Source organism: Rhizobium sp. NXC14, from assembly GCF_002117485.1.
GTDB lineage: Bacteria > Pseudomonadota > Alphaproteobacteria > Rhizobiales > Rhizobiaceae > Rhizobium.
The window spans coordinates 3573184-3591480 of record NZ_CP021030.1 but is presented as its reverse complement, the minus strand read 5'-3'; the positions used below and the strand labels follow the sequence as shown (position 1 = coordinate 3591480).

Annotated in this window: 16 protein-coding genes and 1 pseudogene; 9 read left to right on the top strand and 8 right to left on the bottom strand. The window is 61.7% G+C overall.

What is annotated here, in order from left to right; translation table 11 throughout:
* Positions 1-5: 5 nt before the first annotated feature.
* Together NXC14_RS17635 and NXC14_RS17630 are read left to right on the top strand one after the other, a co-directional pair.
* Complete coding sequence (locus tag NXC14_RS17635) at positions 6-920, top strand: ABC transporter permease subunit (RefSeq protein ID WP_085779230.1); 915 nt, start codon at positions 6-8, stop codon at positions 918-920.
* 12 nt (positions 921-932) lie between these two features.
* A complete protein-coding gene (locus tag NXC14_RS17630; protein WP_085779229.1) occupies positions 933-2042 on the top strand; it encodes a sn-glycerol-3-phosphate import ATP-binding protein UgpC in 1110 nt (369 codons plus the stop codon).
* Between the two features lie 6 nt (positions 2043-2048).
* Here the strand turns inward: NXC14_RS17630 and NXC14_RS17625 are convergent, their stop codons facing one another.
* A complete protein-coding gene (locus tag NXC14_RS17625) occupies positions 2049-2522 on the bottom strand; it encodes a cupin domain-containing protein (RefSeq protein ID WP_085779228.1) in 474 nt (157 codons plus the stop codon).
* A 91-nt stretch (positions 2523-2613) separates the two neighbouring features.
* On the opposite strand from NXC14_RS17625, the pseudogene NXC14_RS17620 reads away from it, so the two are divergent.
* Positions 2614-3147, top strand: a pseudogene (locus NXC14_RS17620) (hypothetical protein).
* Here the strand turns inward: NXC14_RS17620 and NXC14_RS17615 are convergent.
* The gene (locus tag NXC14_RS17615) at positions 3144-3914 is read right to left on the bottom strand and encodes a TIM barrel protein (RefSeq protein WP_085779227.1); all 771 of its coding nucleotides are present in this window, start codon (positions 3912-3914) and stop codon (positions 3144-3146) included. The pseudogene NXC14_RS17620 and the gene NXC14_RS17615 overlap by 4 nt on opposite strands.
* Before the next feature lie 144 nt (positions 3915-4058).
* On the opposite strand from NXC14_RS17615, the gene NXC14_RS17610 reads away from it, so the two are divergent.
* Positions 4059-4847 (top strand): SDR family oxidoreductase, encoded by a 789-nt coding sequence (locus tag NXC14_RS17610; protein ID WP_085779226.1) that lies wholly within the window; start codon positions 4059-4061, stop codon positions 4845-4847.
* Positions 4848-4988: 141 nt separating this feature from the next.
* Entirely contained in the window at positions 4989-5453 is a 465-nt protein-coding gene (locus NXC14_RS17605) for an Rrf2 family transcriptional regulator (protein WP_085780172.1), read from the top strand.
* A gap of 61 nt (positions 5454-5514) precedes the next feature.
* Here the strand turns inward: NXC14_RS17605 and NXC14_RS17600 are convergent, their stop codons facing one another.
* Positions 5515-6627 carry a monooxygenase gene (locus NXC14_RS17600; protein ID WP_085779225.1) on the bottom strand — a complete coding sequence of 371 codons (1113 nt, stop codon included), beginning with the start codon at positions 6625-6627 and terminating at the stop codon, positions 5515-5517.
* A gap of 163 nt (positions 6628-6790) precedes the next feature.
* On the opposite strand from NXC14_RS17600, the gene NXC14_RS17595 reads away from it, so the two are divergent.
* On the top strand, positions 6791-7567 hold the full coding sequence (locus NXC14_RS17595) for a metallophosphoesterase family protein (RefSeq protein ID WP_198175463.1): 777 nt from the start codon (positions 6791-6793) through the stop codon (positions 7565-7567).
* A 132-nt stretch (positions 7568-7699) separates the two neighbouring features.
* Here the strand turns inward: NXC14_RS17595 and NXC14_RS17590 are convergent, their stop codons facing one another.
* The 3 genes from NXC14_RS17590 to NXC14_RS17580 all read right to left on the bottom strand — a co-directional run bounded on the left by NXC14_RS17590 (position 7700) and on the right by NXC14_RS17580 (position 13860).
* Positions 7700-10885, bottom strand: coding sequence for a multidrug efflux RND transporter permease subunit (locus NXC14_RS17590; RefSeq protein ID WP_085779223.1), 3186 nt, complete (start codon positions 10883-10885; stop codon positions 7700-7702).
* The gene (locus NXC14_RS17585) at positions 10882-12060 is read right to left on the bottom strand and encodes an efflux RND transporter periplasmic adaptor subunit (protein ID WP_085779222.1); all 1179 of its coding nucleotides are present in this window, start codon (positions 12058-12060) and stop codon (positions 10882-10884) included. The genes NXC14_RS17590 and NXC14_RS17585 overlap by 4 nt, the downstream gene beginning before the upstream one ends.
* A gap of 258 nt (positions 12061-12318) precedes the next feature.
* The gene (locus NXC14_RS17580) at positions 12319-13860 is read right to left on the bottom strand and encodes a cation:proton antiporter (protein ID WP_085779221.1); all 1542 of its coding nucleotides are present in this window, start codon (positions 13858-13860) and stop codon (positions 12319-12321) included.
* A 226-nt stretch (positions 13861-14086) separates the two neighbouring features.
* On the opposite strand from NXC14_RS17580, the gene NXC14_RS17575 reads away from it, so the two are divergent.
* Genes NXC14_RS17575 through NXC14_RS17565 form a run of 3 tightly spaced genes read left to right on the top strand, consistent with a single transcriptional unit; the run spans position 14087 to position 17301 of the window.
* Entirely contained in the window at positions 14087-14551 is a 465-nt protein-coding gene (locus NXC14_RS17575) for a MarR family transcriptional regulator (RefSeq protein ID WP_020922126.1), read from the top strand.
* Positions 14544-15767, top strand: coding sequence for an HlyD family secretion protein (locus NXC14_RS17570; RefSeq protein ID WP_085779220.1), 1224 nt, complete (start codon positions 14544-14546; stop codon positions 15765-15767). The genes NXC14_RS17575 and NXC14_RS17570 overlap by 8 nt, the downstream gene beginning before the upstream one ends.
* Positions 15760-17301: a DHA2 family efflux MFS transporter permease subunit gene (locus NXC14_RS17565; protein ID WP_085779219.1), complete on the top strand. Its 1542-nt coding sequence runs from the start codon at positions 15760-15762 to the stop codon at positions 17299-17301. Before NXC14_RS17570 ends, NXC14_RS17565 begins: the two co-directional genes overlap by 8 nt.
* On the opposite strand, the gene NXC14_RS17560 is transcribed toward NXC14_RS17565, so the two are convergent.
* Both NXC14_RS17560 and NXC14_RS17555 read right to left on the bottom strand, forming a co-directional pair.
* Positions 17302-17901: a DNA-3-methyladenine glycosylase gene (locus NXC14_RS17560; RefSeq protein WP_198175532.1), complete on the bottom strand. Its 600-nt coding sequence runs from the start codon at positions 17899-17901 to the stop codon at positions 17302-17304. It lies immediately after the preceding gene.
* A 66-nt stretch (positions 17902-17967) separates the two neighbouring features.
* Entirely contained in the window at positions 17968-18282 is a 315-nt protein-coding gene (locus NXC14_RS17555) for a hypothetical protein (protein ID WP_085779217.1), read from the bottom strand.
* Positions 18283-18297: the final 15 nt, after the last annotated feature.

Genomic DNA, 18297 nt, shown 5'->3' with positions numbered 1-18297 from the left:
CTGACATGATCGAACGCACGCCGATATTCAATTTCGTCTGTTATACGCTTCTGGCGCTCGGCATGGTGATCGCACTTCTGCCTTTCGTCATCGTCATCATCGCATCGACGCTCGATCTGGAGACGGTCAATCGGGTGCCGCTGCCGCTCACTCCGGGTTCGCATTTCTGGGAAAATGCACAAGCTGCTTGGGTCCGCGCCGATCTCGGCAACAAGCTGGTTCACAGCATCATCTTTGCGACCGCGGTCGCCGCCGGCAAGGTGATCCTGTCCGCCATGGCCGCCTTCTCGATCGTTTACTTCCGCTTCCGCGGCCGGCATCTGATCTTCTGGATCATCTTCATCACGCTGATGCTGCCGCTCGAAGTCCGCATCGTGCCGACCTATTCGATTGCGGCCAACGCGCTGCAGCCGTTCCAGGCAATCCTCGACGTCACCGGCATTACCGCGCTCGTCGCCTGGGTGTCGGGCATTCAGATCAAGCTCAAATGGGGGCTGTTGAATTCCTATACCGGTCTCGTGGCGCCGCTTGTGGCCACCGCCACCGGTACCTTCCTCTATCGCCAGTTCTATCTGACCGTCCCCGACGAGCTCGCTGAGGCAACAAAGATGGACGGCGCCGGCGCTGTCCGTTTTTTCGTCGATATACTGCTGCCGTTGTCGCGGTCGAATATGATCGCGCTTTTCACCATCATGTTCGTCTGGGCCTGGAACCAGTATCTCTGGCCGCTGCTCGTCACCACCGATCCGAATTTCGGCATTGCGGTGACGCAGCTGAAGACCCTTATCCCGTCCGAATTCGGCCTGCCTGACTGGAACGTCGCCATGGCCGGTACACTTATCATCATGTCGCCGCCGTTGCTGCTCGTCATCCTGATGCAGCGCTGGTTCGTGCGCGGCCTCATCTCCACCGAGAAGTGAAGGAACAGTCCTGTGGCACCGATCTCGATCCGTGATGTGAAGAAGAGCTACGGCAAACATCCTGTCGTTCATGGCGTCGATCTGGAGATCCAGTCCGGCGAATTTATCGTCATCCTCGGTCCGTCCGGCTGCGGCAAGTCCACGCTGCTGCGCATGCTCGCCGGACTGGAGGAAATCAGCGGCGGTGAAATCGCCATCGACGGCCGCGTCGTCAACCAGCTCGAGCCGCGCGAACGCGGCTGCGCCATGGTATTCCAGAACTACGCGCTCTATCCGCATATGACCGTCGCCGAGAATATCGGCTATGCCTTGAAGGTTGCGGGCGTTGCGAAGGCGGAGCGCAATCGGCGCATCGCCGAGGTCGCCAAGGCGCTCAGCCTCGAACCTTTCCTCGACCGCCGCCCGGCCGCGCTTTCCGGCGGCCAGCGCCAGCGCGTCGCCATGGGGCGCGCGATGATCCGCGAACCGAAGGTGTTCCTCTTCGATGAGCCGCTGTCGAATCTCGACGCCAAGCTGCGCATCGCCATGCGCGCCGAGATCCGCCGCCTTCACCGCCGTCTCGGCGCCACCTCTATCTTCGTCACCCATGACCAGACCGAGGCGATGACGCTGGCCGACCGGCTGGTGGTGATGAACGGCGGCAGGGTGGAGCAGGTCGGCACGCCGGAAGAGGTCTATCATCATCCGGTCTCGCGCTTCGTCGCCGGTTTTGTCGGCACGCCGGCGATGAACCTTCTCGAAGGCACGATCAACGACGAGGGCGTCTTCGTCTACGACCAGAGCCGCAAGCTCGCGCTGCCGCGCGAACGCGCCACGCCGCTGAAGGGCAAACGCGTCGTGCTCGGCATGCGCGCCGAGGCGGCCCGGTTGGTGGCCCCGGATGCGCCCGGCGCATTGGTGGCAACGGCCGATTTCATCGAAGAGCTCGGCGCAAGCCGCGTCGTTCATGCCGATTTCGACGGGCTGCCCTTTGCCGTGGCGCTGACCGAGGCCGTGACCGTGAAATCGGGGGATCCGATCGGTATCGCGATCGATCACAATGCGATCCACCTCTATGCCGCCGATACCGGCCGGATCATCGAAAACCCGGCGGTGAACAGCGCCGGTGCCGTTCACGCCTGAGCGGCGTCAGCGGTGGATGGGATCGATCCAGGCGACGTCTTCCGGTTTCTCGACCGGTTCGATATCTAAGTTGACGACGACCGGTTCCTGGCCTGAGCGAACGAGCACGCATTCCAGCGTCTCGTCGCGGCTGGCATTGATCTCCTGGTGCGGCACATAGGGCGGAACATAGATGAAGTCGCCGGGGCCGGCTTCGGCGGTATATTCCAGATGCTCGCCCCAGCGCATGCGGGCCTTGCCCTTGACGACGTAGATGATGCTTTCGAGATCGCCGTGATGGTGGGCTCCGGTTTTCGCATTGGCATGGATCGTCACCGTGCCGGCCCAGATTTTCTCTGCGCCGGCACGGGCATGGTTGATCGCGGTCGCGCGGTTCATGCCCGGGGTCTGCGCGGTGTTCGGGTCGAGCGAATTGCCGGGAATGACCTTGACGCCGTGTTCGCGCCAGTCGATGTGAGAATGCTGGTGGTCGCCGCTCATGCCTAGCCTCCGCCTTGATTGAATCAGTCTAGGCGGGACTACCGCGACGGCCAAGCGGATTTACCTTGAAGCAGCAGAAAGAGCGGAGCCGATGAGCCACCTCCCGCAGATCGATTACGACACCGCTTCGCCTGAGGTTCGCGCGGCGCATGATGAAGAAATCAGACTGCGCGGACGCATGACCAACATGAAGCGGACGCTCCTCCATTCGCCGGTCGCCCATCGCATCTATGCCGAATGGTTTACGCTGCGGGCCGAGCTCGATCCTGTCATCAGCGACCGCGAGATCTGGATCTTCTCGCATGCGATCTCGAAGGCGGCGAAATCGTAGATTGCCATCACCTTCTTTCGCAGGGCGCTGATCAACAAGGGGTTTGATCCCGATGCTATGGAATTTTCCGAAGCGGAGGCGCTGCTCGATGCCTTCGGCAGGGCTGTTGTCGCCGATTCAAACGCCGTTCCGGCCGAGCTCTGGGAAAGGCTGAAAGAACGCTACGAAACCAAGGCGCTCGTCGATCTCGTCGCCTTCGCCGGCATCATGCTGGCGACCGCTGTCTTCAACAATGTCGTCGAGGTCGAATTCGACCCGGAGCTTGAGGCTTTCGCAGAAGGCACCGGCTCCTAGCCGTTTAGCGAGGCGATCGCGGCTTTGACCGCGCCCGCGCCGGCCCTCGTTGGCCGGTATTCAAGGCCGACGGCGCCGTCATAGCCGTTGGCGAAGATCCAGTTGAGGCGATGGGCGAGGTCGATGCCGCCGGAGCCCGGTTCGTTGCGGCCGGGATGATCGGCGACATGGACGTGGAAAACACGGTCGAGGCGGCCGTCCAGCACGTCTTCGGTGCGTTCGTCCATCACGGCGGAATGGTAGATGTCGTAGACGATACCGATCTCGGGGCGGCCGACGTCATCGACGATGTCGAGGCCTTCGCGGGTCGAATCGAGGAAGTAGCCGATATGGTCGATACGGATGTTGAGAGGTTCTGCGCCGAGCCGCACGCCGCTCCCTTCCAGGATATCGGCGCCTGATTTCAGGGTGTCGGTGAGGGCCACGCGCTGTTCATCACGGCTGAAGCCGGCGAGATGGTCGCCGGCCTGGGCGATCAGCACCGGCGCGCCGAGGCGTTTGGCGACTGCGACGGATTCCGCAAGGCCCGCCAGCCAGGCCTGCCGGTTGGCGGCATCGGTCAGTGCGATCATCGGCTCGGCTACGAGGCTGGTGACGGCAAGGCCGGTTTCCTTCAGCGCTGTCTCGATCGCATCCAGATCCTTGTCGGTCCAGCGCCAGAATTCGATCGCCGTCAGGCCGCCGGCATGGGCGCGGCGGATGCGGTCGGCAAAGCTGTCGCCCTCTTCGGCAAACAGCCATTCTATGCAGGCCGAATAACGTCGCATGAAAATTCCTCCCGGTGCGGATGCAGGCTGCGACAGAACGGAGCCTGCCGCAAGAGGCGTTTGGGTGCTTGACGCCCGGATTCATTGGCGGAACACTCATCCCCTAATCTAGGGCCGGGATCGCTGGCCGCTCGGGAGGAAGGTATGGATCTGGGATTGAAGGGAAAGGTCGCCGTCATAACAGGCGCGTCGGTCGGCATCGGACTCGCGATCGCCGAAGGGCTGGCGGCTGAGGGCGCAGACCTCGTTCTGGCGGCGCGTGGCGGCGAACGGCTGGAGGCGGAAGCCGTCCGCATCGCCGAGAAATTCGGCGTCAGCGCCGTCGCTGTCGCCGCAGATGTGGCGACGGTTGAGGGAACCGAGGCGATCATTGCGGCGGCTGCCGAAAAGGGAGGCGCCGATATCCTCATCAACAATGCCGGCACCGGATCGAACGAGACCGTCATGGAGGCGCCTGATGAGAAATGGCAGGCCTATTGGGACCTGCATGTGATGGCCGCCGTCAGGCTTGCGCGCGGCATCGCACCGCAGATGAAGAAACGCGGCGGCGGGGTGATCCTGCACAATGCCTCGATCTGCGCCGTCCAGCCGCTCTGGTACGAGCCGATCTACAATGTCAGCAAATCGGCGCTGATGATGTTTTCGAAGACACTCTCGACCGAGCTCATCCAGGACAATATCCGCGTCAACTGCATCAACGCCGGCTTGATCCTGACGCCCGACTGGATCAAGACCGCCAAGCAGCTGACGGCCGAAAGCGGCGGAAACTGGGAAGGCTACCTGCAGAGCGTTGCCAATGAACATGCCGCCTCCAAACGCTTCGGCACACCGGAAGAACTGGCGAATGTCTTCGTCTTTCTGAGTTCGGAGCGGGCGAGCTATTGTATCGGATCGACCTATTTCGTCGATGGCGGCATGCTGAAGACAATTTGATCGAAGCTGCCGCAAAGAGCCGACCGCGGACGTTGCCGATACAAGCTATAAATATTAGCTATTTTGTTGTATCTTCACGATTTCGACGTTATTTGGCTGCTATTGACGGGCAAATATTTCGGTTTCCAAAAGGCGACGACGATGCTGACGAAGAAGGGAAAATACGGCCTCAAGGCCCTGGTCGATCTGGCGCGTCTGGCGCCGGGCGAGACCGCCTTCATCAATGACGTCGCAGCGCGGAACAATATTCCGAAGAAGTTTCTCGACACGATCCTGCTCGAACTGCGCAATGTCGGTATCCTGCGTTCAAAGAAAGGCCCCGGCGGCGGGTATTCTCTCTCGCGGCCGGCATCCGAGATCCGTATCGGCCATGTCATCCGCACGCTCGATGGTCCGCTCGCGCCGATCCGTTGCGCCAGCCGCACGGCTTACGAGGCGTGCGACGACTGCGCCGACCCGGAAACCTGCCAAGTGCGGCGTTCGATGACCGATGTTCGGGACGCGATCGCCGCCATTCTGGACAATATGACTCTCGACCAATTCGTCGCCGCCGGTGGCCGCATTGAAGACACCGGGGATGAACTGCCGATCTCCGCCGCCAGCTGAGACGCTTCGTTTCATGTGGTCTGCGTTACTCACAGGGCGTCATGCTGTGATCGTTCAGCGCTCACCTTGACATATGGTCGCCGGCGCGGTGCAGCAATCGATCGCGCGGCAGCGACAGCGCGTGGATACGTGCATTGCGCCAATGGCGGTCAAGATTGAGGCCGATGCCGGTTGACGCTTCGCCCGCAAGTTCGAACAGCGCATTTGCGGCGCTAAGGGCCGTTTCCCCGGCAGTTATTGCGGCCGCCGAGGCAGAAAAATAGGCATCCGCCATCGCCGCCTCTACAGGATTGACCTGGGCAATATCGAGTTTGCGGCCCGCCCGCTCCAGAGCTGCCGCCGTGATTTCGATGCCGACAGCGTGTTCGCCGAGCCGGGAGGGGAAGACGGTGCGATCGCCAATGGCTGTCATCAGGTCGGCCCATGCGGCTCGCGCGATGCCGAGGCCCACGCCCGCCTTAAGCAGCAGGCCGAGCGAAATGCCCGTCGAATATGCGGACGAGGGGGCCGGCGCGATTGTGCCGGCATCAACATGCACTGCGCCGGCGATCGTCGTTGCCGACCCATTGGTGCGCTGACCGAAACCGTCCCAATCATCGACCACCTGCACGTCCTCGCTGTTGCGGCTGAAGTAAAGCGTCACAGGGCGGCCGGGCGGAAGTGTGAGGTCAGCGGCAATCCAATCGGCGTAGAGAATACCGGGCGCCTGCCGCATCCGTCCGCTCAGGCGGTACCCCGATCCTTCGGGCGACAGCTCGCTGCCGTCGGCAACGGTTGCGCCAGCGAAGCGGTCGCCGAGCAGCACACGGGTAAACAGCGATGCCTTCAGATCCTCGGGCGCCTGGGTGCGGAGGGTTTCCAGGACGGAAAAGTGATTTTCCATGGTCTCGCCGATCGAGGCGTCGGCCTCGGCAATGATCGCGATGATTTCGGCCAGCAGGGCGTTCGGCACGTCGAGCCCTTCATGTTCGGGCGGAACAGAGATTGCCGTCAAACCCGAGACCGACAGCGCGTCGAGCTCGGCAAAAGGCAGGATGCGGTTGATATCGCGCTCGCTTGCCTGTCGACGGAATGTGTCGGCGAGGTTGCGAGCCGTAGATACCGCCTCCTCTTCGTTTTCGATGCGGCGTGCCGGCGGCCTGATGCGGTCTTGAAACTGCGATACTGTTCCCATCGCTCACTCTTTCCTCGACGGGTGACAGGAGTGAGGGATTTTCGTCCGGATGATAAGAACGGTTTTTCCAGAAAAACCCAAAGCTTCGAATTTTCTCACCAACTTGATCGCCTCGCCTTGCACTCTACTTATGGTTAACCGGGCTATCCAATCGAGGAATATGATGGGTGAAGCACTTGCTCGCCATAGCGAGGTTTGGAAAATGGGGCGCCAGCCGAGACCGCGCCTGACGCTGGATATCGCCGAGATTCCAACTTATGCGATCGGCGACATTCACGGCCGCTACGACCTGCTTCTGAAAGCTGAGGAGGCGATTCTGCAAGATGGCGAGCGATTGCCCGGGCAAAAGCTGATCGTGACGCTGGGTGACTATATCGACCGGGGCCCGGAATCGGCACAGGTCATCACTCACCTCATGGAGCCGCCGCCTGACGGTTTCGACCGTATCTGTCTTGCCGGTAATCACGAGATCGCCATGCTCGATTATGTCGACGGCTGGCTCCCTTATGACGACTGGATGCGGATGGGATCGGCGGAATCGCTTAAATCCTATGGGCTCGATCCGGAGCATCTGCCGCTCGTCTTCCCCTCCGGCGCGCAGCTCGACGCCTTTCTGCGGCAGTCGCTGCCGCATACGCATATCGATTTCATGCGGGCGCTGCCGATCATGCTGGACACACCGAGCGTGGTGTTCGTGCATGCCGGCATCGATCCGATGCTGCCGCTCTCCGCGCAGACGGAGGAGGACCTGGTCCTTATCCGCCACCGCTTTCTCGAAAGCAGGGTTCCTTTGCCGAAGCTCGTCGTGCATGGCCATACGCCCAGCGATGAGCCTGACATTCGCCCGAGGCGGCTCAATCTCGATACACGCGCCTTTCGCAGCGGCAAGCTGACCGTCGCACGGTTCTGGCAGGGCCGGGTGCATCTATTTTCCACCTGACATCGTCCCAGCACGAGGCTGTGTCATAAAGCGCGTCGCAATCTTTCAGATTCTCCCCTGCGCTTGAGTCTTGGTTTTCAAACATGTCGTTGCCGCAAAACCGCTGCACACTTTTGCGCCAGGCTAGAGTGATCAGACTGTCTCCCTTTCGGCCGGAACGGCTTCGACAGGCCTTTCAACCAAGCGGCTGCGGCGTCGGCCGCGCAGCACGACGTAGAACACCGGCGTCAGGAACAGGCCGAAGAGCGTCACGCCGAGCATGCCCGAGAAAACGGCTGTTCCGAGTGACTGACGCATTTCGGCGCCGGGGCCGGTGGCGATGGCAAGCGGCAGAACGCCGAAGATGAAGGCGAATGCCGTCATCAAAATCGGGCGCAGGCGAAGATGGCTGGCCTCGATTGCGGCCTCCACCGGCGATTTGCCTTCCTCTTCCGCCTGTCTTGCAAATTCGACGATCAGAATGGCGTTCTTCGCCGCCAGTCCGATCAGGACGATCAGGCCGATCTGGGTGAGGACGTTGTTGTCCATGCCTCTGAGCCACACTCCAATCAGCGCCGCGAGTACAGCAAGCGGAACGATGAGAATGATCGCAAGGGGCAGAACCCAGCTTTCATATTGGGCGGCCAGCGCCAGGAAGACGAAAATGACGGAGAGGGCGAAGATATAGACGGCGGTGTTGCCGGTATGAGTCTCCTGATAGGCGAGTTCCGTCCATTCGAAAGTCGTTCCCGGCGGCAGGATCTTGGCGGCCAGTTCCTCCATCTTTTTGATGGCATCGCCGGTCGAGGTGCCGGGCGTCGGATTGCCTTGGAGCGGCACCGAGACATACATGTTATAGCGCTGGACAAGCGCCGGTCCGCTGGAATCCTGAATGTCCATCAGCGTTCCCAAAGGCACGAGCGCACCGGTGGCCGAGCGCACCTTCAGGGCGAGGATGTCTTCCTTGTCCATCCGGTATTGTCGGTCTGCCTGGGCGCGGACCTGGTAGACACGGCCGAATGCGTTGAAATCATTGACGTAAGCTACGCCGAGATTGATCGAAAGCGCATTGAAGATATTGGGGATCGGCACGTTCAGGAAGCGCGCCTTGTCGCGGTCGATCGAAAGGAAATATTGCGGGCTGGCATCGGAGAACGTCGTGAAGACACCGGTGAGACCCTCGGTCGTAGCCGCCGCCCCCATCATCTGGCGGGCAAGGCCGAGCACGCGCGTCATTTCAGGGTTTTCAAGATCGGAAATCTGCATCTTGAAGCCGCCGGAGTTGCCGACGCCGCGCACGGACGGCGGGGGGATGGCAATGATGAAGGCTTCCTGGATGCTCTGCAGCTTGCCGAAGAGTTCGCCGATGATCTTGTTGGCGTTCTCTCCGCCTTCCTCGCGTTCGGCAAAGGATTTGAACGGAACGAAGACAACGCCCGAATTCGAAGCATTGGTAAACGTCGCTCCGCTGAAGCCGGCAAACTGCACGGCGTTGCCGACGCCGGGCACGGTTCGGGCGATATCACCCACCTTTTTGACGACTGCATCGGTACGCGCAAGCGAGGCACCGTCGGGAAGCTGCACGACGATGATCGCGTAACCCTGGTCCATAGTGGGGATGAAGCCCGAGGGAACCCTGGTGCTCATGTACCATGTTGCGCCCAGAAGGGCGGCAAAGGCGAGCATCGAGCAGGTCAGGCCTACCCAGCTTCTGACAAGGTGCCGGACAATCCATGAGTAGCCCGAACTCATCCGGTCGAAGCCGCGATTGAAGCCGCTTGCAAGACCTGTCCCCAGCCGTGAGGCGATGCTCTTGCGCTTCGTCTGGTGATCATGGGCTTTCAGCAATATGCCCGCGAGGGCCGGCGAAAGCGTCAGGGAGTTCAAGGCCGATATGGCAGTGGTGACGGAGATCGTCACGGCGAACTGCCTGTAGAACTGGCCCGATATGCCGGGGATGAAAGCCGTCGGCACGAATACCGCGATCAGGACCAGCGAGATCGCCACGACAGCGGTTCCGACTTCGTCCATCGTCACGTGCGACGCCTGCCTCGGCGTCATTCCGCGCGCCAGATTTCGCTCGACGTTTTCCACCACCACGATCGCATCGTCGACGACGATGCCGATCGCCAGCACGAGGCCGAAGAGCGTCAGCATGTTGAGCGAAAAGCCGAAGGCGAGCAGAACCGCGAAGGTGCCGATCAGCGAGACGGGAATGGCGACAATCGGTATGATCGCGGTCCGCCAGGATTGCAGGAAAACCAGAACGACGATCGCCACCAGGATGGCCGCTTCGGCGATGGTTCTATAGACCTCGTTGATCGAGTCCGAGATGAATTCGGTCGTGTCGTAAACGATGCGATATTCCAGCCCTTCTGGGAAATTCTGGGAGATATCCTTCATCAGCGTCTGGACCTGGTGGGCCGTGTCGAGTGCATTGGTTCCCGGCCGGGCGAAGATGCCGAGCGCGACCGCAGGGTCGTTGTTGAGATAGCTGTTGGTGACGTAGTCCTGGGCGCCAAGTTCGATGCGGGCTACATCCTGCAGTTGCACGAGCCGGCCTGCTCCCGTCGATTTGACGATGACATAGCGGAACTCGCGCACATCGGAAAAGCGCCCGTCCGTTCGCACCGTATATTCGAACGCGTTCCTGCCGGTCACCGGCGGTGCGCCGATCTTGCCGCCCGATACCTGGACGTTCTGGTCTCTCAAGGCCGAAACGACGTCGTCGGACGTCATGCCGTAGGCGGAGAGCTTTTCCGGATCGAGCCAGATGCGCATCGAATACTGGCGTTCGCCGAAGATCTGCACGTCGCCGACGCCGTCGAGACGCACGAGAACGTCGCGGATGCGGTTGCGGGCGTAGTTGGAGACGTAGAGCTGGTCGTAGCGATGCGATGGCGACAGGAGGTGCACCACCATCATCAGGTCGGGCGAGCTCTTGTCCGTGGTCACGCCGAGGCGCTGGACTTCCTCGGGAAGGCGGGGAAGGGCGATGGAAACGCGGTTCTGGACTAGGACTTGCACCTTATCGAGATCGGTGCCGAGCTTGAAGGTGATCGTCAGCGACATGGCGCCGTCGGCGCTGGAATAGGAAGACATGTAAAGCATGTCTTCGACGCCGTTGATCTGCTGCTCGAGTGGGGTCGAAACGGTGTCGGCGATGGTCTGCGGGTCGGCGCCCGGATAGGAGGTGCGCACGACGATGGTGGGCGGCGCGATCTCCGGATATTGAGAGACCGGCAGCTGCGTATAGGCGATGCCGCCGACGACCAGAAAGAGGATGGAAATGACGGCCGCGAAGATCGGCCGGTCCACGAAAAAGTGCGCAAATCTCATTGTCCGGTCTCCGCATTCGCAGATTCAGGCGCAGTGTCCTGCCGCTCCTGCGGCAGTTCGCTCATCTGAGGCGTGATGGTCGAGCCAGGCCGGGCGCGCATCAGCCCGTTGACGATGATCGTCTCGTTGCCGTCGAGGCCTTCACGGATGACGCGATAGCCGTAGAGCCGCGGTCCGGGCCTCACGGGCTTGGTCGAAACCTTGCCTTGCGCGTCGACCACATAGACGACACGTTCATTCTGGTCCGAGCCGATAGCCTCGTCCGGGACGAGGATGGCCTTGTATGTATTGGAGGCTGCGACCTGCACACGGCCGAACAGGCCCGGCTGCAGGACGAGATCAGGATTTGCAAGGCGGGCGCGGATGCGGATGGTGCCGCTCTCGTTGTCCACCCGGTTCTCGGCAAAATCGAGCTTCCCCATAAAAGGTTTGGCGGTCGGATCGGAGATCGTGACGGTTACGTCGACACCGCCGCCTCCGAGCTGCAGGTCCTTGCCCTGCTTGCGTGCGGTGTCGGCGAAATTCAGCAGGCGGCGCTCGTCGACATCGAAATAGAAGTCGATCGGATCGAGGGAGACGATCGTCGTGAGCACCGTCTGGTCGGCCTGCACGAGATTGCCGGTCGAGAGCAAGCGGCGGTCGATACGGCCGCTGAGTGGCGCCCGGATCTCGGTATATTCGAGATCGAGAGCCGCGCGGTCGGCCGCGGCCTGAGCGCCGCGGACATTGGCCTCAGCGGAATCGAATTCGCGGCGGCGATCGTCCAGCGTCTGCGCGGATTGGCTGCCGCTCGAAGCGAGAGACTGGGCGCGCTTGTACTGAGCGTCGGCGAAGACAAGAGTGGACTGCGACGCTTCGAGCGTGGCCTTTGCCTGGTTGAGCGCGGTGACGAACGGCCGCTGGTCGATGACGAAGAGCAGGTCGCCCTGTTTGACCAAGGCGCCGTCCTCGAAATGGACTTCCTGTAGGTAGCCCCCGACGCGCGAACGCACGGAGACTTCGTCGACCGGCTGGAAACGGCCGATGAATTCGTCATTGTCGATGACATCGCGCACCACCGGCTTTGCGACCGTGACAGGGGGAGGGGCGGACGGTGCGCCCTGCGCCATCGCGACCAGAGGCATGAACGTGGCGATGCAGCCGAGCATTAATATCCGTCGAAGCGCGAAACTCATAATCGGTCCCTCCAATCGCGATGGCCGATCGACTGCCACCGAACTTAAGATGAAGTGATGCTATTCATGTCTTGCTGCTTTGAACGAAGGCCTTGCCTCCGTGATCCCCCCGGCGTTCAATTCTGGAAAGGAAGGCCGGCATGCAATGCAAATCGGAAAAATCGTAACGCTATGAAACTGGATATAAACGGCAGCGGCGAAAAATAGCAAATGCCAATTGGCTGCCGTTCAGCGATCCGTCAAAACTCACTGGCGGCGTCAGCTCTCGACGATTTCGTCGCGGCCGGGCGGCAGGACGGCGAGCTCTGCCCAGTCGAGCTCCTGTTCCAACGCATGGAAAACATCGTCATCAATCTCGCCGGCACGACGCATCTCCGCCAGTTTTCGGCGTTTCGCGGCGATGACGCTGCGGCGCTGCCTGTCGAGCCTGCTGACCTCGCGCGGGTGTCTTCCGTCCGCAGCAATCTCACGCTCGGAGGTGTAGACGTCGCGCAGGATTCGGGTGGATTTGTCCTCGCCTTCAAGCTCGGCAAGAGCCGCGTCGATCAATGCCACGCGGGCTTTGGTGAGATCGCGGTTCAGGGATTTGTCCGGATCGAATTTCAGGAAGCGGATCAGCGGCGCGAGCGTCAGCCCCTGGACGATGAGCGTGCCGAGAACGACGGCCAGCGCGCTGAGCAGGATGATATCGCGATCATGGAAGTCGATCGGCAGGGCGAGCGCAGTTGCCAGCGTGACGAGACCGCGCATGCCACACCAGCCGGCAAGCAAGCTCGCAGCAAATGAGGGAGCGGCTTGTGTCGTGAGACCGCGCTCGGCAAGAAAGGTGATGGCGCGGTTATAGACGAGCACCCATGCTAGGCGCACGACGATGACGGTGACAAAGACCGCGGTTGCCAAGGTGATCGCAAAACTCAGCCGGCCGGGATCGAGATCGAGGACGATCTGGCGGACCTGCAAGCCCATCAGCAGGAAGGCGAGCACGTTAAGCAGGAAAACCGCGGCTTCCCAAACCGAATAGGAATGAATGCGGTGGCGGGCCGTCTGCCGCTCCGGCATGTAGCGGGCGATCACCATGGCATATGCGACGATCGCCAGGATCGCCGAAAGGTGCAGTCGCTCGGCGATGATCCACGTGCCGAAGGTGGCGACGAACTCGAGCAGTGTGCCGCCGAGCGTGCCGGCGAGCTTCAGACCGACGATCATGTAGAGACGGCCGAGAAGATAACCGAGGATGAGACCACCCGGCGCTGCCAGCGTCAATTCTGCCAGAATGCCGGTGAGGAAGGCGGGGCTGGTGGCGGCCGCCACTGCGGCGCTGAAGATGAGGAGGGCGACGGCATCGTTGAGCAGACTCTCGCCCTTGAGGATTACATAGGTCTGGCGGGGCAGATTGAAGCGGTCGAGCATGACGGTCGCCGCGACCGCATCCGGCGGCGCCACGATGGCGCCGAGTGCGACGGCCACGGCAAGCGGCAGGCCGGCCATTGCGACGCCGACGGCGGCAACGGACGCGGCCGTCAAAATGACGGCGATTGCGGCAAGCGAAAAGAGCGGCAGCCAGTTGCGCCTCAACGTCCTCGGCGGCAAATCGTAGGCGGCGTCGAAAAGTACGGGTGCGATGAAGAGCGCCAGCGCAAGCCTGGGATCGATCGCCACCTCCGGAGCCCACGGGAAAGCAGCGACAATGATACCGGCGATTGCCAGCATGGTCGGATAAGGCACACGGAACTTCCTGGAGAATTGCAGGAAGATGATCGCCACCAAGAGCAGCGTCAGCATGCTTTCGAAGAACGCCATAGGCCCTCCAGACCATTTCAGCGGATAGTTCTTGCCAGAAACTAGGGCCAGGCAATGCCGCGGCCACTGTTCGAGCCTAAAGCTGTGAGGGACGGCAAGCTGCCGGCTGCGGGCTGCGGCATTTTGGCCCCGGTTGCAGAATCTGCGGCCTACGCTCTTGTGTGACCGTCTGCGCTCAATATGTGAGCACATCATAAGTATGCTTATAAATATCGCATAGGTTTCCATGAACGCCACGCCCACACTCGGATTCCTTCTCCACGATGTCGCACGACTGCTGCGCAAGCGCTTCGAGCAACGCGCCAAGTGTCTTGGGCTGACACGTTCGCAATGGCAGACGCTCGCCTATCTCTCGAATAACGAGGGGATCCACCAGAGCGGCCTTGCCGAAATTCTCGAAGTCGAGCCGATCACGCTGGTGCGTATTCTCGACAAACTCGCTGAACGCGGGCTCATTGAGCGCCGCCAGCATCCGACCGACCGGCGGATCTGGCTGCTCTACATGCGCGACGAAGCGCATCCTCTGCTCGCCGAAATGCGCGAACTTGGCGATGTGACCCGCGCAGAGGCGCTGGAAGGTGTGTCAGTCGAGCAGCGTGAGCAGCTTTTCCACATCCTGTCCGTAATGAAGACCAACCTGGTCCAGGCATGCCGGACCCCGGTTGACGAGAATGAGATGAACGATGGCTGATCAATCTCCGCTCCGCGTCGTTGCCGACGCCAATGCAAAGTCACGTATTGAAGAAAATGAAGCGAAACAGCAGGAAACGGTAGCCGAAGCGCCTTCATCCAGTTCAGCGCCGGCTGTCGCCGTGGCTGCGCCTGGCGGCAACAAGGTCCGCCGCCAGCGCAGTCTCACGCGGCCCGTTCTCTTCGCCCTGCTGCCGGTCGCGCTCGTTGTCGGCGGTTATTATTACGTCAATGGCGGTCAGGTGATGTCGACCGACAACGCCTATATCCAGGCCGATATGGTCGGGGTCACCACGGATGTCTCGGGCATCGTCGACCGGATCGACGTGCATGAAAACGAGGCGGTCAAGGCGGGGCAGGTGCTCTTCAGCCTGAGGGCCGATTCCTTCAAGATCGCGCTCGACGGCGCCAAGGCGCAGCTCGGCGTGCAGCGCAATCAGATCATGAACCTCAAGGCCAGCTATCAGCAGTCGCTTGCCGAGATCACGCAGGCGCAAGCCGATCTGCCCTATTACCAGGATCAGTTCGACCGGCAGCAGGCCCTCGTCAACAACGGCAGCGCGACGCAATCGGCCTATGACGAGGCCAAGCACAATCTCGAGGCCGCTCAGCAGAAGGTTGCCGTCGCCAAGGCGGAAGCAGCAACGACGCTCGCCCAGCTCGGCGGCAGGGCCGACCAGCCGGTCGAGGAAAACCCGCTCTACCTGCAGGCCAAATCGCAGGTCGACAACGCCCAGCGCGAGTTCGACCACAGTGTCGTCAAGGCGCCCTTCGACGGCATCGTCACCAATGTCAACGCGCTGCAGGTCGGCTCGTACCTGCAGGCCTCGCAGCAGGCCTTCTCGCTCGTCGCTTCCGACCATTTGTGGATCGCCGCCAGCCCGAAGGAAACCGAGCTGACTTATGTCAAGCCTGGGCAGTCGGCCGAGATCCATGTCGACACTTATCCCGGCGTGACCTGGAAGGGCAAGGTCGAGAGCATCAGCCCGGCTTCGAGTTCCAGCTTCTCGCTGTTGCCGGCGCAGAACACCACCGGCAACTGGGTGAAGGTCGTGCAGCGTATTCCGATGCGCGTCAGCATCGAGGATGCCGCAGGCAAGCCGCCGTTGCGCGTCGGCATGAGCACGGTCGTCGATGTCGATACCGGCCATGCCCGCGGCCTGCCCGATTTCGTCAACACGCTTCTGGGCTGGCCTCAGGGCAAGGACCATGAGTAACGCTCCTGTATCTCCGGCGACCCGGGTCGCCAATCGCGGCGCGATCACGGCCTGCGTCATTCTCGCCGTCATCATGCAGGCGCTGGACACGACGATCGCCAACGTGGCGCTGCCCTATATCCAGGGCAGCGTGTCGGCCTCCGCCGACCAGATCAACTGGGTGCTCACCTCCTACATCGTTGCGGCGGCGATCATGACACCGCCCTCCGGTTTCCTCGCCGCCAAATTCGGCCGCAAGCGCGTGCTGCTCGTCGCTATCGCTGGCTTCGTGGCCGCCTCCGTTCTCTGCGGCCTGGCGCAATCGCTGAACCAGATCGTTGCCTTCCGCCTGCTGCAGGGCCTGTTCGGCGCCTCGCTGGTGCCGCTTTCCCAGGGCATTCTCCTCGACATCTATACGGTGGAGGAACGCGGCTCGGCCATGGCGCTTTTCGGCGTCTCGGTCATGGTCGGGCCGGTGCTCGGCCCGGTCATCGGCGGCTGGCTGACCGACAATATCAGCTGGCGCTGGGTGTTCTATATCAACGTGCCGATCGGCGCGCTCGCCTTCATGGGCATCGTTGTCTTCGTTGCCGAGACCAAGCGGGATGCGCGCGCCAAACTCGACTGGTTCGGCTTCGGGATGATGAGCCTGTTCATCGCCGCGCTGCAGCTCTTCCTCGATCGCGGCGAGCAGCTCGACTGGTTCTCTTCGGGCGAGATCGTGGTCGAAGCGATTGTCTGCGCCGCCGCCTTCTATCTGCTTCTGGTGCACACGCTCACCGCAGAGAAATCCTTCGTCAATCCGAAGCTGTTACTCGACCAGAACTTCACGGTGAGCATGATCTTCATCTTCGTGGTTGGCGTGACCTACCTCGCCTCGCTGGCGCTGATGACCCCCTATCTGCAGACGCTGATGGGCTATCCCGTCATTACCGCCGGCATCGTCATGGGGCCGCGCGGGCTCGGCACCATGCTCTGTATGTTCATTGCCGGGCGGCTGATCGGCAAGGTCGATACGCGCTTGCTGCTGGTGCTCGGTCTCGGCCTGACTGCCTGGGCGATGTACGATATGACGGGATGGACGCCTGATGTTTCGCAATGGACGATCGTCTCGGTCGGCTTCATCCAGGGCGCCGGGCTCGGCTTTCTCTTCGTGCCGCTGACGACGATCGCCTTCGCGACGCTGCCCGCCCAAATGCGTGGCGACGGCACCGGCCTCTATAATCTGTCGCGAAACATCGGCTCGGCGGTCGGCATCTCGATCGTCTCGGCACTGATCGTCGAGAACACGCAGAGCAATCACGAGTCGATCGCAGCCTATGTGACGCCTTTCAACCACGCCTTCAATGCTGTCGCGGCGCAGGGGTTGAGCCCGCTCACGGCCGCCGGCCGCGCTTCGCTCAACGAGATGATCACGCTGCAATCGACGATCATCGCCTATATGGACGATTTCAAGCTCTTGATGCTGATGTCGCTCGCGGTCATTCCGCTGGTGCTATTGCTGCGCAAGCCGAAGGCCGCGCCTGCCGTCGACCACAGTGCGGTCATGGAGTGATCAGCGAAACGGCTTGCTGAGAAAACGCGATCCCTGAATGCCGAAGCGCCACGGTGCTTCGGCATTTCTCGTGATGCCGATGCGTTTCCCCACAACAATCGGCACCGGCGTGGACGGCGTCAACGCATAGGGCGGGCGGTCGAGCAGTCTGTCATTGATTTCGATGTCGACGCCGAGCGCCTGGCAGAGCTTGCCCGGGCCGCTGCAGAGCGCCGTCAGCATATCAGTGCCGCGCCGCTCCGTCATAGCGGCAATTCCCGTTTCCGGCTCGAGCGCCCGGATCAGCACGGCCGAGCCCGGATGACAGACGAAGTTCAGGCACCAGTACATGCCGTAGATGCGGTAGATGTAGACATTGCCGGGCCGGCCGAACATGGCGCCATTGCGCCTGGTGGGCCCGCGAAAACTGTGCGAGGCTTCGTCATCGGGGAAATAGGCTTCGGTCTCGGTGATGCGGCCGCCGGCGCCATCCACGCTCAGATGGCAGCCGAGCAGGGCGCGGGCCACAGTGATCGCATCGCGCTCGAAAAACGCCCTGAGGCCTTCGCCGGCAAGCGTGCCGTCGCCGATCGCGCCTTTTGTCATTCCACCATCGGTCATAACCGAGGCAGATAACATTCGCTGCCGCCGCCGTCATCCCAAAACCACTTGATGGGGCTGGCCGCGTCAGCGGCCGGCATTCGGATTACGCATGGGGATCGAGGATGATGTAACCGAGACCGGATCGCTCGCGGGGAAGGAATCTTCCAGGCCTTCCTCCAGTTCCTCTTCGAGCAGGGCCGGATCCTTACTGCGCGCGCCGTCACCATGGGCCGGTTCGATTGCTGCCGCAAGCAGGGCCTTTGCACGCCGGATCGCGTTTTCCAATGTCAGTTCGGGTGCGCTTCGCAGCGTTACGGCAATGCTGTCTTCGCCCTCACCGCCGAATTCGACGACGAAGCCATCTTCCGTCTGGTAGACGGTGATATCGCTGAGTGCCATGGCTCTTCCCCTAAA

What these genes read in the sequence shown, in the direction of transcription:
- NXC14_RS17635 (WP_085779230.1), top strand. Translation starts at nt 6, where the DNA reads ATGATCGAACGCACGCCGATATTCAATTTCGTCTGTTATACGCTTCTG.
- NXC14_RS17625 (WP_085779228.1), bottom strand. Translation starts at nt 2,522, where the DNA reads ATGAGCGGCGACCACCAGCATTCTCACATCGACTGGCGCGAACACGGC.
- NXC14_RS17615 (WP_085779227.1), bottom strand. Translation starts at nt 3,914, where the DNA reads ATGCGACGTTATTCGGCCTGCATAGAATGGCTGTTTGCCGAAGAGGGC.
- NXC14_RS17610 (WP_085779226.1), top strand. Translation starts at nt 4,059, where the DNA reads ATGGATCTGGGATTGAAGGGAAAGGTCGCCGTCATAACAGGCGCGTCG.
- NXC14_RS17605 (WP_085780172.1), top strand. Translation starts at nt 4,989, where the DNA reads ATGCTGACGAAGAAGGGAAAATACGGCCTCAAGGCCCTGGTCGATCTG.
- NXC14_RS17600 (WP_085779225.1), bottom strand. Translation starts at nt 6,627, where the DNA reads ATGGGAACAGTATCGCAGTTTCAAGACCGCATCAGGCCGCCGGCACGC.
- NXC14_RS17595 (WP_198175463.1), top strand. Translation starts at nt 6,791, where the DNA reads ATGGGTGAAGCACTTGCTCGCCATAGCGAGGTTTGGAAAATGGGGCGC.
- NXC14_RS17590 (WP_085779223.1), bottom strand. Translation starts at nt 10,885, where the DNA reads ATGAGATTTGCGCACTTTTTCGTGGACCGGCCGATCTTCGCGGCCGTC.
- NXC14_RS17585 (WP_085779222.1), bottom strand. Translation starts at nt 12,060, where the DNA reads ATGAGTTTCGCGCTTCGACGGATATTAATGCTCGGCTGCATCGCCACG.
- NXC14_RS17580 (WP_085779221.1), bottom strand. Translation starts at nt 13,860, where the DNA reads ATGGCGTTCTTCGAAAGCATGCTGACGCTGCTCTTGGTGGCGATCATC.
- NXC14_RS17575 (WP_020922126.1), top strand. Translation starts at nt 14,087, where the DNA reads ATGAACGCCACGCCCACACTCGGATTCCTTCTCCACGATGTCGCACGA.
- NXC14_RS17570 (WP_085779220.1), top strand. Translation starts at nt 14,544, where the DNA reads ATGGCTGATCAATCTCCGCTCCGCGTCGTTGCCGACGCCAATGCAAAG.
- NXC14_RS17565 (WP_085779219.1), top strand. Translation starts at nt 15,760, where the DNA reads ATGAGTAACGCTCCTGTATCTCCGGCGACCCGGGTCGCCAATCGCGGC.
- NXC14_RS17560 (WP_198175532.1), bottom strand. Translation starts at nt 17,901, where the DNA reads ATGACCGATGGTGGAATGACAAAAGGCGCGATCGGCGACGGCACGCTT.
- NXC14_RS17555 (WP_085779217.1), bottom strand. Translation starts at nt 18,282, where the DNA reads ATGGCACTCAGCGATATCACCGTCTACCAGACGGAAGATGGCTTCGTC.